We start from the raw sequence: 16534 nt of genomic DNA, 5'->3' as shown, positions 1-16534 counted from the left end.
TAAGCAATGTAACAACATGAGATACCTTTCTATCTACTAACAATCTTTTACCCTCCTCTTGCTTCTGTTTAGTTACATTCGGTAATTCAAAAGCCTAATTAACTAATCCAGGATTTATGAAAAGAGTGGTCACTTTTTTTGCAGCCTTAATAGTCTGCGCACTAATCAATTACCAAGCAGAAGCTCAAATTTTTGGGCATGGTACTGAAACTGATTCTCCAACCTATAGTGAACAGGATCTCAAAGATTTAGCATTCAGAAATATTGGCCCCTTTCGCGGGGGGCGTTCAGTAGCTGTTGCAGGTCATGATGACGAGCCTTATACCTATTACACCGGCTTCACAGGTGGAGGAGTATATAAAACCACAGATGGTGGTAATACCTGGATAAATATTTCAGATGGATACTTTAAAACGGGTTCAGTTGGTGCGATCGATGTAGCCGATTCCGATCCTAATGTGATTTATGTGGGAATGGGTGAAACGGATATTCGTGGAAATATGAGTGCCGGAGATGGTATGTATCGTTCTACTGATGCAGGTAAAACCTGGACTTATCTTGGATTAGGTGAGAGCAGATTCATTGGAGATATCGAGATTCACCCTGAAAATCCTGATGTAGTTTGGGTTGCTGCAATGGGTAAGCTTTTTGGTGGAGAAGGAAATCCGGAGCGAGGAGTGTTTAAAACTACCGATGGTGGTAAAACCTGGAATAAAGTGCTCTTCCGCAATAATCAAACCGGTGCTGTTGATATCGCTGTTGATCCGAATAATTCTCGGATACTTTTTGCGGCTATGTGGGAAGCCTATCGAAACCCATGGGAAATGAGTAGCGGTGGAGAAGGAAGTGGGCTATTCAAAAGTACCGATGGTGGTGAAACCTGGACAGAAATCACTAAGAACCCCGGTCTGCCAAAAGGATTAGTAGGAAAGATTGGAGTTTCTGTTTCTCCTGTTAACTCGAACAGAGTATTCGCCATTGTAGAGAACGCAAGGGGCGGTGGTCTATTCCGATCAGAAGATGGAGGAGATTCCTGGACTCGAGTAAGTGCAGATAGAAATCTTCGTCAAAGAGCTTGGTATTATTCCAAAGTAATTGCCGATACCGGAAACGAAGATGTAGTATATGTACTGAATGTAGGATTCTGGAAATCTACTGATGGTGGAAGAACCTTTAGCAGAATTGGAACACCACACGGCGATCATCATGATTTATGGATTGCTTCCAATGATCCACAACGAATGGTAATTGGGGATGACGGTGGAGGCCAGGTGACTTTTAATGGTGGTGAAGGCTGGTCGAGCTATTACACATCGGCTACAGCACAGATTTACCAGGTTGCTACCGACAACCAATTCCCTTATATGATTTATGGCGCTCAGCAGGATAACAGCACCTTTGCCATTCGAAGCAGAACCGGAGGCTTTGGTATTACCGAAAGAGATTGGTGGCCAGTTGCTGGTGGTGAAAGTGGATACATCGCACCAGATCCAGAAAACCCTGATGTTACTTACGGTGGAAGCTACGGAGGATATCTAAATAGATATGATGCTAAACTTGGATTAAGCGACAGAATTGATGTATGGCCGGATAATCCCATGGGAGCTGGAGCAAAAGAACTTAAGTATAGATTCCAATGGACTTTCCCGATCATTATTTCACCTCATAATCCTGATGTGTTGTACGCTACCTCACAGCACGTGCATCGCTCAACGGATGAGGGAATGAGTTGGGAAACTATTAGCCCGGATCTTTCTAGGAATGATACCACTAAGCAGGATGAATCAGGTGGGCCAATCACAAAAGACGATACTTCGGTTGAATACTATAATACTATTTTCACCTTTGTTGAATCAGCTATCGAACCTGGCCTGATGTGGGCAGGTTCAGATGATGGCTTAATTCATATCAGTCGTGATAATGGAGAAACCTGGGATAATGTGACACCAAGAGGATTGCCAGAGTCAATGATTAGTATTCTGGATGCTTCACATCACGATGCCGGAACCGCTTATTTTGCTGCTACTCGTTATAAGTTCGGCGACTTCCAACCAATGATATATAAAACCACGAATTATGGAAGGAACTGGAGTAAAATCACCGATGGAATTCCTGATGGAGATTTTACCCGTGTAGTAAGAGAAGACCCAAATAAAGCAGGCTTGCTTTATGCCGGAACAGAGACGGGTCTATACATCTCATTTGATGCCGGAGATAACTGGCAACCTTTCCAATTGAATTTACCAGCAACTCCAATTACGGATTTAGCGGTACATAAAAGAGATAAGGATTTGATTGTGGCTACTCAAGGGCGCTCCTTCTGGGTTCTTGACGACCTTCCTGTGCTACATCAGATCACCGAACAGATAACAGATGCAGATCACCACTTATTTGATCCCGAAGATTCATATCTATTCGGACGTTCAGGGAATATCGCTCCTGGAAGAACGATAGGGCAAAATCCAACCTCTGGCGCGGTAGTGTACTATATGCTAGGAAGTGATACAGAGGAAGAAGTTAAGCTCGAGTTCCTGGATATGAGAGATAATGTAATTCAGACGTATTCAAGCAAAGAAGATTCCAGAGGACGGGCGGTAAGAGAATCTCCGTTATTCTATGAAGAAGAAGACCGTGTTCGTCCATCGGTGGTATCCAACAAAGCCGGATTAAACAAATTCTCGTGGAACCTTCAATACAAAGGGGTAACTAACCTAGATGGTCGTCAGATTCTTTGGGCTGGAAATACTTCGGGGCCACGAGCAGTTCCGGGTACCTATAAAGTGCGTATGCATATCGGTGATGAGATGGTGGGCGAACAGGATTTCGAAGTAAAGAAAGACCCACGTTTAACGTCTATCTCTCAACAAGACCTTATTGCTCAATTTGAGCTCGTTCAGACCATCAATGCTAAGTTGGACAGTACCCATAAATCCATTAATAGAATTCGTGAAGTACGAGAAGAAATCAATGAGATGATGGCAGAGGCTAAAGACAATAAAGAGCTTCAGGATAAAGCGAAAGCGATGCTTGCTGCAATGTCTGATATTGAAAACGAGCTGGTACAAACCAAAGCTGAGGCAACTCAGGATGTACTTAACTTCCCAATCAAGCTGAACAACAAACTGGCTGCGCTTAAAGGAACCGTAGCAACAGGCTATGGCCGTCCAACAGCTCAACAATATGCCGTATTCGAAGACCTCGGAGCCAAAGTAGATGTACAGCTCAATAAGTTGAATACAATTTGGAATGGGGAGTATGAGACGGTGATGGAAGAGTTCGAAAACCCAACAGGATCTATTCAGAATTAATAACAAATGAACATACTTGTACTTGGAGCCTCAGGAGGTTGTGGCTCCTACGTAGTAGCGCAAGGGGTACAGCGAGGCCATAAGGTCACGGCCTTAGTTCGGGAAGAAACTTCTTTTGCGGCTTCGCCGGAAGTGGAGGTGATCAGAGGTAGTGTATTAGATTACAGTACCCTGGAAAAGGCTACCCGAAACCAGGATGCGGTGATCTCTTGCCTTGGGTTGAAACGAAAAAACAAGCTCAACCCCTGGTCTTCGATTACTTCACCACTAGATCTTACTACCAAAACGGCAGAAAATCTTATGAAGGCCCTTCCTGCTGATTTTCCAGTAGCTGTAATAAGTGCTGCAGGAGTAGGGGAGTCTTTTGACCGAACTAATTCCGTACTTCAGTTTCTAATTCGGAAAAGTAACCTTGGCCCTGCTTACCAGGATTTAGAGAATATGGAAGAGCTTCTTAGCTCAGGCGAATTAAACTGGCATGCAGTACGTCCGGTAACACTCACTAATGGTAAGCAGAGTAAAAAGACCTCGGTAAACAGCTCATATGGCCTTTTCGATATGATCTCCAGAGCAAGCGTAGCCTCATGGTTATTGGATGTAATTGAGCAGGGCGGTTATCCGCAATCACGAACACCGATTATTAAGGGGTGAACCCAATTCCCATCTCTTTCCGTCACCCTGAACTTGTTTCAGGGTCTGTTGTGAAGAAATTCTAGGAACTAGAGAGATTTAACTAAAGCCACCCTTTACAGATCCCGGATCAAACCTGCCTGTCGGCAGACAGGTCCGGGATGACTATTTAGTAGATTAGCTGTGTGTAATCTCTACCCCTAACTAATTAATATTTCATATTAAGCGAGTTATTTGTATATCTACCGTTGGGAAAAACAAAGAGACTAAACGCAAAAGAGGGTCAGAAATGGAAAAAAGAAAAATTGCCGTATTTATAGCTTCGCCAGGGGATTTAGCAAATGAGCGAAGATATTTTAGAGAAACTATTGATCAATTGAATGATGGTTTTGGAGATGGAGCAGGCGTAGAATTCGAGCCGCTTGGCTGGGAGGATACCCTAGCAACCACTGGTCGGAGAAGCCAAGCAGTAATAAACCAGGAAGTAGATCGGTGTGATGTTTTTATTCTCACACTTTTTCGAAGGTGGGGACAAGAAGCTCCAGATTCAGACTATTCCTCTTACACAGAAGAGGAATTTCACCGGGCTTTTGAGCGATGGAAAAAGGAAAAATCACCCGAAATTTTTGTGTTTTTCAAAAAGGTAGACTCAGACTCAGAAGCCGATCCGGGTCCACAACTAAAGAAAGTAATGGCATTTCGAAGACAACTAGAAGAAACACGCCAGGTTTTATACCACTATTTCTACGATAAAGAAACTTTCGTAAAAGAAGTAAACCGTCATTTAAGAGCATATTCAAAAGGCGATCTACCTAAACCTGAAGATCAGAGAGAAACGGTTATACTACCCTCATCAGTGCTAGAAGAAGTAGAAAAAGCCAAGCAAGTTGCCAAGGAGAAAATAAAAGAAGCACAAAAAGCTAAAGATGAAAAAGAAGTAGCATTACTAAAGTTAGAAGCTAAGCAATTAGAAATGGCAGAAGATGCAGTAAAACTTTCCAAGGAGGGAAAAATTGAATTCGCCAGGCAAAAGTTTTCTGAACTGATAGTGGAATCAAGTGACTTAAGAATCTTGTCTTTGGGATTTGAGTTTTACTATCGAGTAGGTGATTTAGAGACTTCTTATAGAGTATTAGAAAAGTGGTTAACTATTAGTGGACCAGAAGAACAGTCGGTAAATACTGCAATCGCATTTGCGAATCTCGGTAAGCTATTTCGTATTCAAGGTGACTTGGAAATGGCAGAAGAGTTGTACAAGAAAGCATTAGAGATTAGTAAGTTTTTAGGGGATGAAGAAGGAGTGGCAGCTCAATTTGGAAGTTTAGGGGCTCTTTATCAGACTAAAGGTGACTTAATAAAAGCAGAAAAAATGCAAGAGAAAGCATTAAAGATCAGTGAATCTCTAGGAGACAAAGTAGGAATGGCTGTAACATATGGCAATTTAGGAATTTTGTATCAGATTCGAGGTGATTTGGATGATGCAGAAGAGACGTACAGAAGAGCATTAGAGTTAAACAAATCCTTTAAAAATAAAGAAGGAATTGCAATTCAGTATGGTAGTTTGGGAATGTTATTCAGGATAAAAGGGGAATTGGAAGAGGCTGAAAAGTTTCTCAAAAAAGCACTCAAGCTAAACAAATCATTAGGAAGCAAAGAAGGTATGGCAAGTCAGTACAATAATTTAGGGAATGTATATATGGACTTGGATCAAGGAAATTCAAAAAAAGCGGAAAAAATGTATAGAAAAGCACTAGAATTAAATAAGTCCCTTGGAAATAAAGAAGGAATAGCGGCTCAGTACAGTAATTTAGGGAATGTTTTTTGGGAAAGGGGAGATTTGCAAGAAACAGAAAAGATGTATGTAAAATCTTTGGAGCTTTATGAAGTCATTGGAAGTAAAGAAGGATTAGGTACTCAACTTGGTAACCTGGGTTTATTGTATCATTTTGTAGGGGAGCTGCAAAAAGCTAAGGAGTTTTACAATAAATCTATAAATCTTCTAAAAGAACTAGGGTCTCCCAAAGCAGCTACAGTTTCGGAGTGGTTAAAGGAGTTAGGAAGTGGAAAAAAGGATGAAGATTAAGTTTTATACTCTCTTGTCATTTCGAAAGATCCCGAATGCTTTCGGGAGATTGAGAAATCTAAAGGTTGCCGTTTACAACGATCTCTAGATTTCTCGCTACGCTCGAAATGACAAAGGGAGAGGGAAATGACAAACCCTACCCCTTAATCACCACGGGCTCAGTCTGCCAGATTTCGTCGTTGTAATCTTTGATGGTTCGATCGCTGGAGAACTTACCTACTTTAGCCACATTTAGAATAGCCTTTTTATTCCACTCAAATTCATCGCGGAATACTTTATCTACTTCTTCCTGTGATTTCACATAAGCCTCATAATCAGCGAGTACCATGAAGTAATCCCCTTCATAAAGAAGAGCGTTAATGATCGGATGGAAAAGCTCTTTATTGTCAGGAGAAAAGAAGCCATCTCTAATCTGATCCAGCGCCCGCTTTAATTCCGGGTTCTTGTGGTAATAAGTTTGAGGATTATATCCGGCTCTTCGAAGCTCATCCACATCCTCTACTTCTAATCCAAAGATGAAGATATTATCATCACCAACTTCTTCTTTGATTTCCACATTCGCACCGTCCAGCGTACCGATGGTAAGCGCTCCATTCAGGGCGAACTTCATATTACCGGTACCGGAAGCTTCCATACCTGCCGTAGAAATTTGCTCAGATAAGTTTGCAGCTGGAATCATGATTTCTGCAAGAGTAACCCGATAATTCTGTAGGAAGATACACTTTAGCTTGTCCTTAGTCTGTGGATCATTATTGATCTTTTCACCAATAGCATTAATTAGCTTGATATGGTGTTTCGCCATGGCATAACCCGGCGCCGCTTTACCACCAAAAATGACCGTTCTTGGAACAGCGTCCAGATCCGGATTTTCCTTTAGGCGGTTGTACAAAGTGATTACATGCAGGGCAGCCATCAACTGGCGCTTGTATTCATGCATCCGCTTGATTTGGATATCAAACATAGAAGTTGGATCAACTTCTATACCCATATCTTCCTGTATATAATCAGCCAATCGCTTCTTGTTGTTTAACTTGATCTCAGCGAATTTCTTTTGGAAAGCCTTGTCTTCAGCAAAGTCAGCGATTTTTTGTAAGTCGTCGAGGTCAGTAATCCAGTCGTCACCAATTTTGTCACTTATAAGTGCGGAAAGCTCCACATTACACTGCTTCAACCAACGACGTGGAGTAATCCCATTCGTTTTGTTGGTGAATTTCTCCGGATACATCTCATCGAAATCGCGGAACATAGATTCTTTAAGTAGACGCGAATGGAGTGCAGCTACTCCGTTTACCTTCTTAGCTCCCACTATTCCCAGGTGAGCCATATGAACTACCGGGTTTTCTCCTTCCCCAACAATGCTCATTCGGCTCATTCTGTTTCGATCATCACCAAACTTAGCTTTAATGCTATCCATAAATCGGCGATTGATCTCAAAAATGATATTGAGATGTCTTGGAAGCAGGCTTCTAACTAAGGATACTGGCCATTTTTCCAGGGCTTCGGGAAGAAGTGTATGGTTAGTGTAAGCCATCGTTTCAACGGTAAGATCCCAGGCTTTATCCCACGGCATATCCACCTCATCCAGCAACACTCTCATCAATTCAGGGATTGCTAAATTCGGGTGGGTATCATTACACTGAATGGCTACTCTTTCAGGAAGTTTAGTCCAATCATCAGTCTGACCTTTAAATCTTCTTAAAATGTCCTGCATAGATGCCGATACCAGGAAATATTCCTGCTTAAGTCTCAGCTCCTGCCCAACAAACATCTTATCGTTTGGATATAGAACACGAGTAATATTCTGCTCCAATTGGTTATCTCGAACAGCATCAATGTATTGACCCTGGTTAAAGCTTTGAAGGTCGATCGCTGTATCAGACTCTGCTTTCCAAAGGCGCAGGTTATTTACAATGTTATTGTTGTATCCAGGGATAGGAGTATCGTAAGCAACAGCAAGTACTTTTTTGGTGTTCTCCCACTGGTATTCCAGTTCACCACTTTCTTTAGGAGTAATATGCTGGTGTCCATAAAACTCTACCGGGTACTGAATTTTTGGACGAACGATATCCCAGGGGTTTCCATAGCGTAGCCAAAGGTCTGGTTTTTCAATTTGGAAACCGTTTTCGATAGTCTGGTAAAAGATGCCATAGTCATATCGAAGTCCATAACCCGTTGCAGGGATTCCAAGTGTAGCCATAGAATCCAGGAAACATGCAGCTAATCTTCCAAGCCCCCCATTCCCTAATCCGGCATCCCATTCTGCATTTCTTATTTCATCATAATCGAGGCCTAGATCAGCACAGGCATCGGCTACTTCCTGTTGAACATCCAGGTTAACCACCATGTTATCTAGTAAGCGACCGATCAGATATTCCATAGAGAGATAATAGGCACGCTTAACTCCGGTCTTATGATAGGTTTGCTGGGTGGTAATCCATTTATCATGCAGGCGATCCATTAATGTGAGTACAACACTGCGATAGTTATCCCAGTTAGTTCGTGAGTACTCATCCTTTGCCAAGGTATGGCGAAGGTGTAGTTTAATGTCTTCTCTTAATGAATCTTTATTTAAGCCGGAGCGAACGGCTATTTCATTCGATACTTTTTTGCTCATCTAGTAAAAATTTCTTGTTATCCGGGGAAGATAATGATCTTATGTTAACTCAGTTTCAAAGTCAGAATTCTTTTTTATACACCCCTTGATCCGGTTTGAATAGTGGTCGGGTAAGGTTAGCTAAATAACCGAGGCTATGAAACGACTCATAGGCATTAATAGCAACAAAATCCTGAGAAAAAATCCCAAATACACTGGAACCGCTTCCACTCATTGATGCGTACATAGCTCCAAAGTCATAAAATTGATCCTTCAGATTTCCGACCAACTCATGTCGAGGGAATACAGAGCCTTCTAACTGATTTTGAAGTAAAAAGTGCCAGTCTTCAATATCATCCTCAAGAAGTACATTTTTTAGCGAAAATTCAGGTAACCCACGGGGAATAGAATCTTGATAAGCCTCGGGTGTTTTGCTTTCAATATTTGGAAAAACAGTAACGATATAAGCATCGGGTTGAATAGGGAGTAGTTCAATTTCATCTCCAAGTCCTGTTCCTATTCCGGTTTCTCCATGAATAAAGAAAGGCACATCGGCTCCAAGAGATTTCCCTATTTCAAGGAGATCATTTGTTGAAAGGCCGAGATTAGCAATCTTATTAATCATTCGCAGTGTAGTTGCTGCATTACTACTTCCACCACCTAGCCCAGCACCCGCAGGAATATTTTTTTGAACATTAATTTTGAACTCATCTCTTAACCGGGCCTCTTGCTGTAATAGATTTACAGCCCGTACAATTAAATTAGTTCCGTTTGCTGGAATTCGTTCATCACTCATCATGAGCTCGGTTCTTGAGGAGGGAGAAATTTCAAAACGATCGCTCCACTCTATAAAGCAAAAACCAGTTTCAATGGTATGGTAACCACTAGGCAATCGTTCGATCACATTAAGGCCAAGATTTATTTTGGCGTATGAATTGGAGATCCAGGTTTCGCTCATTATAGAAATTCGTTTTTATGTTTAATCATATAATCGAAGGCAGCATCATGATCATTTGGAATATCACCATTAAGAATGGCTTCCCTAACCGCATCCTTGATGATGCCAACAGTTTTGGAAGGAGCAATATCCAAAGCTTCCATAATCTCCTCTCCGGAAAGAGGGTTTTTCCAGTTTCGGATATGGTCCTTGGCTTCTACTTCTTCAATCTTACGTTCTACCTTATTGAAATTTTGCTGGAACCGTTCCACTTTGTATTCATTTTTACTCGTGATATCTGCACGACACAAAAGCATCAGGTCATCAATATCATTTCCGGCATCAAAGATTAGTCGCCGGATTGCACTGTCGCTAACTATATCGGAAACGAGAGCAATTGGCCGGAGGTGCAAACGAACCAGTTTCTGCACATATTTCATCCGTTCGTCCAGGGGTAAGCCAAGATTTTTGAATATTCTTTTCGTCCACTTTGCTCCAAGGGCATCATGCCCATGAAAAGTCCACCCTACCGTTTCATCAAATCGTTGTGTGGGAGGTTTTGCGATATCGTGAAGAATAGCCGCCCATCTTAACCATAAATTATCGCTAGCCTGTGCTACATTATCCAGGACTTGAAGTGTGTGCCAAAAATTGTCCTTATGACGCTGACCATTAATTTCTTTCACACCGTGTAAATCCACCATTTCGGGTAAAAAATATTTGAGTAGCCCGGTTTTGAAAAGCATGGTAAAGCCAGAGGAAGGCTTCTGTGCCATAATTATTTTATTGAGCTCATCTACGATTCTTTCTTTAGAAATAATGTTTATTCGATCGGCCATGTTAGTAATAGCCTGAAAGGTTTCCTCGTGGATATGAAAATCAAGCTGGGTCGCAAACCGAATAGCTCGCATCATACGAAGAGGGTCGTCACTAAAGGTTTGTTCGGGATCGACAGGGGTTTTAATGATCCCAGCTTTTAGATCGTCCATTCCATTGAAGGGATCAACCAGAGCTCCAAAATCTTCTGCATTAAGAGACCATGACATCGCATTAATGGTTAAATCTCTCCGATTTTGATCGTCTTCCAGGTTGCCATCCTCAACAATGGGCTTACGGGAATCTCTTCGGTAGCTTTCTTTTCTTGCACCAACAAATTCAAGCTCAATATCCTGGTATTTTACTTGTGCTGTTCCAAATTGCTTGAAAACAGCTAGGGATGAACCATTTAGAAGGAGATGGACTTCCTGAGCTAGTTTTATCCCGGAGCCTAGTGTAACAAAGTCGATATCAGGTTGCTCTTTCAGTCGATTTAGATAGTAATCTCTTACATAACCACCAACTACATATACAGGTTGTTTAAGCGAAGCAGCGGCTTCACTTATAAGGCCGAAAACGTAAGTATGTTTTTTGGGGATATTATGTTGCAAATCCATAAGCAATAAAGATAGGAATGTTGGGGATGGCTTTCAGATGGATTTTAATTTCAACTAAGTGTTCTATACATTAATATCGACCAAAAAGAATCTTACTTATGAGTTTTCCAACTAATTGGCTTATAGCTACAAATGGAAGTATTTACGCAAGTGAAGCGGTAAAGTATGCTGGTTTACTTAGTACAGAACTGACAAATAAACCTGAGGTAACCATTTTAGTGGTTGCCTATGAAAAGGACGCAGAAGATATAGCCCTTGGAATAGTAGAAATGGCCAAATACTTATTTGAGGAGGAGGGTAAAAAAACCGTTGAACCCAGATTGGAAGTTCGTATTGGTGAGCCTGGACAAACCATTGTCGAAACTGCTAAAGAACTCGGTTGTGATCATATCTTGATTGGGGGTGCGGATTTTAAATGGGATATCAATGACAAAAATCCAGGGGGGATAAGCAACTACGTGATTTCAAATTTTGATGGGGTAATAACTGTAGTTAAATAATTTTTTAATAAAATATGTACCTCACTCTCAGGGCATTTTTAAGCTCTTTCGAAAAAAGGTTAAAATAGCCTAAGTACTATTTCTCATTAATTCAATAAAATCAATATTTAACTAGAATGGGAATATCGAATTTGTGGATAAGTCAGTGGAAAACGAGTTGAAAAGTTGTGGGAAAGTAACGCTTTTTTTTCTTGTTAAGCGCTCCATAAATCCTGTACATCTAGATGAACACTGACACCAAGGACACTACGGTGAAATTGATGAGAGGCCACAAAAATCTTGAGGCCAGTTTGTTCGAAACCTCTCAACTCGAGAATTTGGACAAAAGGTATTCCAAGTGCTTTCGTAAGAAAGCTAAACCCCCACGTTTCGGCGCTGGGGGTTTTTTTATGCTTCGAAATTCAGCAGCGAATCTGAGTATCCTAAATTCTCCACCTGCACTCTTCTCTTTCAATAGTCATCCTGAACCCGTCTTCCGTATGAATACTTCGGAAGCCGGGCTTGTTTCAGGATCTGCAAAGATTAACTCTATTTTCTAATTGGAATTGGATCAAAGAAAAATCCCATTCGCGCACAGGTGAATTTTTAGACTATTCAAAAAGACCCTAAATACGGAACTATAATAATTCTCATTAGCCATTAAAAAACAATAACTAATGATTTTTTAAAAAGTCAGTTTGTGGATAATTCCGTGGAAAACGGGTTGAAAAGTTGTGGGAAAGTAGTGCTTTTTTTTCTTGTTCTACGCTCATGAATTGTAGTAATTATATGTGAGCACTGGCATTAAGGACACTACGGTGAAATTGATGTAAGGCCGACAAAACCAGCGGCCTATTTGTTCGAACCTTCTCAAATCGAGAAATCAAACAAAGGTACTTCAGGTGTTTTCGCAAGAAAACAAAAACCCTCACGTCTCGGCGATGAGGGTTTTTTTATGCAATTCAGTTCTTGTTTTCTATCTCCTCGATAAGCTTATCAGTAGCCTTTTCATAAGCAAACACGAGTGATTTAGAATAAGAGTCAACATATAATTTGCCGAAAGAAGACTCATAGAGTTCCGATATACGATTAATCTCATCATTGCTAAGTATTTCTAAAGCCCATAAGAAAGACACTGCAGTACCAAACTCATATTGTTGAATTTTTTGTTGGCGCTCAGCTACACTCATTGCAGTACTCGAAATTTCATTTCCCTCAATCGAAGCCCTTATTCTTTCAACAGATCTGGCATTGGCTTCTTCCAGTTCCAAGAAAAAGCTCCCAGCATTGTTTGCCCTCACAAACCTTAAAATAGTTAGTACCCGTAACTGCTCAGGAGGAGAATTTTCCAGTGTTGCAGCGTACTCTTCAATGCTAAGCTCAGGCGTATAGTCATCCATTCTATATTGTACCTCGGAGAACCATTCCTCAAAAAGAAACTCACTAATACCTTCAAATTCTATTTCGCTAATATTTTCGTCTAGATATTTTTTACTGTATGAAAAAAGTGCGATATCCTTAAAATTAGCCTTTATTAAATCAAAGATACGAGAGGAATCTTCAACTTCGACAAATGAGGAAACTCCCATTTTTAACCCTTCATCGATACCTCCAATAATACTCCAGATTTTTGAAGTAGCTAGCAGATCATACATATCCGGGTCTTTTCTAAACTTTTTTAAATATTCATAGCTCCTAGTTTGGAATCGATTCGAGTTGCTTAAGGATAGGATAGAGTAATTGAGTGTATCCCCATTTGAAAAGCTGCTAAGGACGTCAAATTTTGTTTTTTGATCCCTCCACTTATATGTGATTAAATCATCAGACTCGACAACCTCGGGCTTTCCAAAATCATCAATATACCCCTTGAGTGTTCCTTTGAATTCAAAGGTACTTTGATAAGTAAATAATAAATCAGTAATGATAGAGTCTTTAGAAAAGAAAGTAGTAATGGATTCAACTCCGGGGTACGAGATGGGGATCCGTATACTTTGAGCATCGTAAGAATTCCCAAGTTCTGTTAAGCCAATTATAGTTTTGCCAAGAACAAGACTGTCTTCTTGATTGAAGTAGGCATAATTAAAGAGGTCAATTTCTGGAGTATTGTCTAAAAATTCCTCACTGCTTTTACAACTGACTAAAATAAGCAGGAATAGTAGGTAATAGGTTACTTTCAAGGGTGAATAGAGGTTTAAAGTATTATATCTAAAGTCGGTTTGAAGTTAATCCATAGTTATGGAAGAATGATCTCCTAAATCCACTTTTCCAGAGACATTCTTCAAAGTTGTATGAGCGCCAATTGTGGAACCGGATGTAGTCACATCCACAATGTTTGAATTTTCTCTTATGATTGAATTTTCAATAGTTGAGCTTTTGATAACAGTTCCTGCTTCAATACTTACTTTAGGGCCGATAGTGCTATTTTCAATAGTTACACCTTCAGCTATAAATACCGGTGGAATTATATTTGAGCCAGGGTACTTACTGGGGTCAAACGAGTGGTTTTCTTTTGCTACTATTTCTCCGGTGGTCTCCAGCCAAGCCGGTAGCGTTCCACAGTCTAACCATTCGTCTACAGTAGCTGTTTTAAATAGCTTGCCTTCATTAATCATATTATCCAAAGCTTCGGTCAAAAAGTACTCCCCTCCCGGACCTTTAATGTCTTCATCAATTACCCTGTTTACCTGACGCTTAATTTCCTCACCATCTTTAAAGTAGTACACTCCAATTATGGCCAGGTCTGATATGAATTCCTGAGGTTTTTCAACAAAACCGGTAATCCTATCTTCTTCGTGAACGGCTACTCCAAAACGAGAAGGGTCGTCAACTCTTTTTAGCCAGATTACACTATCTGCTCCCTCAATGTTAAATTTTTCTTTACTATCAAAAAGGGTATCTGCAAAAGCAACGATTACTTCTCCATCTAAGTCTTCACTTGCGCAAGCTACAGCATGTGCGGTGCCAAGAGCCTGTTCTTGAACCCTAAATGTTGCTTTAGCATTATGTCGCTCACTCATCGCTCGAAGTTGATCTTTTATCGATTGCCCAAAATCAGGGCCCAGAATGTATACTACTTCCGAAATATCCCTATCCAAGGTTCGAATGAATGTTTCTACCAGTCGTTCGATGATCATTGTTCCCGCTACAGGTAGCAAAGGTTTTGGTACAGTATGTGAATGAGGCCTTACGCGGGTACCCCTTCCCGCCATAGGGATGATTAATTTCATATTTTAGTAAATAATTGAAACATTAGGCTGATAAGTGGGTGAATATACCCCGGAGTATTAATAAATTCGAGCAATATATTGCTCCCTTAACTATCACTTAATCTTAGAGCGTTTTCATTTGTACTATTACATTCTAGATGCCCTGTCCGTACTAATTTGCATACTTTTTGCACGCTTCTTTTTCTATCGTATCCGCTTTTTTTTGCATGTATTTCAACAAGTAGGATACAAGCATAATGAGTATTGGAGCTGGTTAAGGCAGCACTGGGAGAAAAAAGTAGTTCCATTAGATCTTTCGCTCTTTATCATGTTATTATTTGTTGGGTCGGTAGGTCTGGAATTTTTTGATATTGAGGCGACAAACTCTAGCAAAGCAGTAGCTTTTTTTACTCTTTCAATTTTTTGGTTTGGTAGCGTAAAAAAGTATCGCCATCAAAAAGTTAAAAAGCCCCTTGTTTTTACCCCCAGGGTGAAGCGACTTACAGTTCCGGTAGTAGTATTCTCACTGGCGCTTCCCATCTTTTTTGGAACGTGGGCTTATACAGGTTTTATTCCCATTATATGGGTACCTCTTCCAACTTATGATGCGGGACTACTTTCATTTGATGTAATTCTATTGTTCTTCGGGTGGATACTTGGAGCTATTCTACTTCCTTTTTTAATTCTATTGGGTAGTGGCCTTACCAGACCAATTGAGAGAAGTATTCAAAATGGATTTAAAAAAAAGGCACGGCAAAAACTCGCCTCAATGCCTCATCTAAAAATAATTGCATTAACGGGCAGCTATGGCAAGACCAGCACTAAGTTTATGGTCCGTGATTTATTAAAGGAGAGGTATAGTGTTTGTTCTACTCCAGGTAGTTATAACACCCCTATGGGAGTTTGTAAAGTAATCAACAACGACCTTCAATCTCATCACCAGATATTGATTCTGGAAATGGGCGCCCGATATAAAGGAAATATCCAGGAGCTATGCGATATTGCGAAGCCTGATATTTCAATTATTACAAATGTAGGAGTGGCACATCTGGAAACCTTTGGTAGCCAAGATATAATCGCAAAAGAAAAAGGAACGTTGGTTGACAATCTTACTTCTGGAGGTGTAGCTATACTAAATGCTGATGATGAACGGGTACAGAAAATGGGTGAAGGTAGAGCGGAGATTAAGCGAATAATGGTAGGCTTGAATGAGGGGCAAATTCAAGCAGGTGATATATCTTATGATACCAGTGGTTCAACTTTTGAAGTTGGTTTTCCGGATGCAAGAGAAACATTTCAAACAAGATTGCTGGGAGCGCATAACGTTCAAAATATGCTTTTAGCTATTGGGACTGCTTATCATTTGGGAATCCGTCCTAAGACAATGGCCCTGGCTGCAAAAAATATTGAACCGGTTAAGCATCGTTTAGAATTGAAGCAACAAGGAGAATTGTTTGTGATTGATGATGCGTTTAATAGTAATCCAGTTGGGGCAAAGAACGCAGTAGAAATTCTGAGCGAGTTTAATTCCGGAAAAAGAATAATCGTTACCCCTGGAATGATTGAACTAGGTGATCAGGAGTATGAAGAGAACAAAACATTTGGAAGAGCGATCGGTCTGGCCAATCTTGATGCGGTTATTTTAGTAGGAGAAGAAAGAGCCAAACCTATTTTTGAAGGCATAAATGAAGAAGCTGAGTCAACAGATCATGTAAGGATCGTAAACAGTCTTTTTGAGGCAAATGATATTGTGAAAGAAATTGCTACTCCAGGAGACGTAATTCTGTATGAGAATGACCTTCCGGATGTATATAATGAATGAAGAACGTCCTTTAATTCTTCCTTCTTAAATCCTTGTTCTTTAC

The 16534-nt window shown here is 40.5% G+C and carries 11 protein-coding genes; 6 read left to right on the top strand and 5 right to left on the bottom strand.

What is annotated here, in order from left to right; translation table 11 throughout:
- Positions 1 to 116: 116 nt before the first annotated feature.
- From ED557_09270 to ED557_09260, 3 genes are all read left to right on the top strand, one after another.
- Positions 117 to 3308 (top strand): glycosyl hydrolase, encoded by a 3192-nt coding sequence (locus ED557_09270; GenBank protein ID RNC83950.1) that lies wholly within the window; start codon positions 117 to 119, stop codon positions 3306 to 3308.
- Positions 3309 to 3314: 6 nt separating this feature from the next.
- Positions 3315 to 3959, top strand: a complete 645-nt coding sequence (locus tag ED557_09265; protein RNC83949.1) for an NAD-dependent epimerase/dehydratase family protein — start codon at positions 3315 to 3317, stop codon at positions 3957 to 3959.
- Between the two features lie 268 nt (positions 3960 to 4227).
- The gene (locus ED557_09260; protein ID RNC83948.1) at positions 4228 to 6021 is read left to right on the top strand and encodes a DUF4062 domain-containing protein; all 1794 of its coding nucleotides are present in this window, start codon (positions 4228 to 4230) and stop codon (positions 6019 to 6021) included.
- Between the two features lie 136 nt (positions 6022 to 6157).
- Here ED557_09260 and ED557_09255 read toward each other — a convergent pair whose 3' ends face one another.
- From ED557_09255 to ED557_09245, 3 genes are all read right to left on the bottom strand, one after another.
- On the bottom strand, positions 6158 to 8635 hold the full coding sequence (locus ED557_09255) for a glycogen/starch/alpha-glucan phosphorylase (GenBank protein ID RNC83947.1): 2478 nt from the start codon (positions 8633 to 8635) through the stop codon (positions 6158 to 6160).
- A 61-nt stretch (positions 8636 to 8696) separates the two neighbouring features.
- Positions 8697 to 9572, bottom strand: coding sequence for a 4-(cytidine 5'-diphospho)-2-C-methyl-D-erythritol kinase (gene ispE, locus ED557_09250; GenBank protein RNC83946.1), 876 nt, complete (start codon positions 9570 to 9572; stop codon positions 8697 to 8699).
- Complete coding sequence (locus tag ED557_09245; protein ID RNC83945.1) at positions 9572 to 10984, bottom strand: HD domain-containing protein; 1413 nt, start codon at positions 10982 to 10984, stop codon at positions 9572 to 9574. Before ED557_09245 ends, ispE begins: the two co-directional genes overlap by 1 nt.
- Before the next feature lie 98 nt (positions 10985 to 11082).
- Between ED557_09245 and ED557_09240 the strand changes: the two genes are divergently transcribed.
- Both ED557_09240 and ED557_09235 read left to right on the top strand, forming a co-directional pair.
- Positions 11083 to 11484 (top strand): universal stress protein, encoded by a 402-nt coding sequence (locus tag ED557_09240; protein ID RNC83944.1) that lies wholly within the window; start codon positions 11083 to 11085, stop codon positions 11482 to 11484.
- 224 nt (positions 11485 to 11708) lie between these two features.
- On the top strand, positions 11709 to 12023 hold the full coding sequence (locus tag ED557_09235; protein ID RNC83943.1) for a hypothetical protein: 315 nt from the start codon (positions 11709 to 11711) through the stop codon (positions 12021 to 12023).
- A gap of 402 nt (positions 12024 to 12425) precedes the next feature.
- Here the strand turns inward: ED557_09235 and ED557_09230 are convergent, their stop codons facing one another.
- The gene (locus ED557_09230; GenBank protein RNC83942.1) at positions 12426 to 13640 is read right to left on the bottom strand and encodes a hypothetical protein; all 1215 of its coding nucleotides are present in this window, start codon (positions 13638 to 13640) and stop codon (positions 12426 to 12428) included.
- Positions 13641 to 13685: 45 nt separating this feature from the next.
- Entirely contained in the window at positions 13686 to 14690 is a 1005-nt protein-coding gene (locus ED557_09225) for a glucose-1-phosphate thymidylyltransferase (protein ID RNC83941.1), read from the bottom strand.
- 202 nt (positions 14691 to 14892) lie between these two features.
- Between ED557_09225 and ED557_09220 the strand changes: the two genes are divergently transcribed.
- Positions 14893 to 16491, top strand: coding sequence for a UDP-N-acetylmuramoyl-tripeptide--D-alanyl-D-alanine ligase (locus ED557_09220; protein RNC83940.1), 1599 nt, complete (start codon positions 14893 to 14895; stop codon positions 16489 to 16491).
- Positions 16492 to 16534: the final 43 nt, after the last annotated feature.

The organism is Balneola sp., assembly GCA_003712055.1.
Lineage (GTDB): Bacteria > Bacteroidota > Rhodothermia > Balneolales > Balneolaceae > RHLJ01.
The sequence above is the reverse complement of the archived record's forward strand: the minus strand, read 5'-3'. Positions and strand labels throughout refer to the sequence as shown.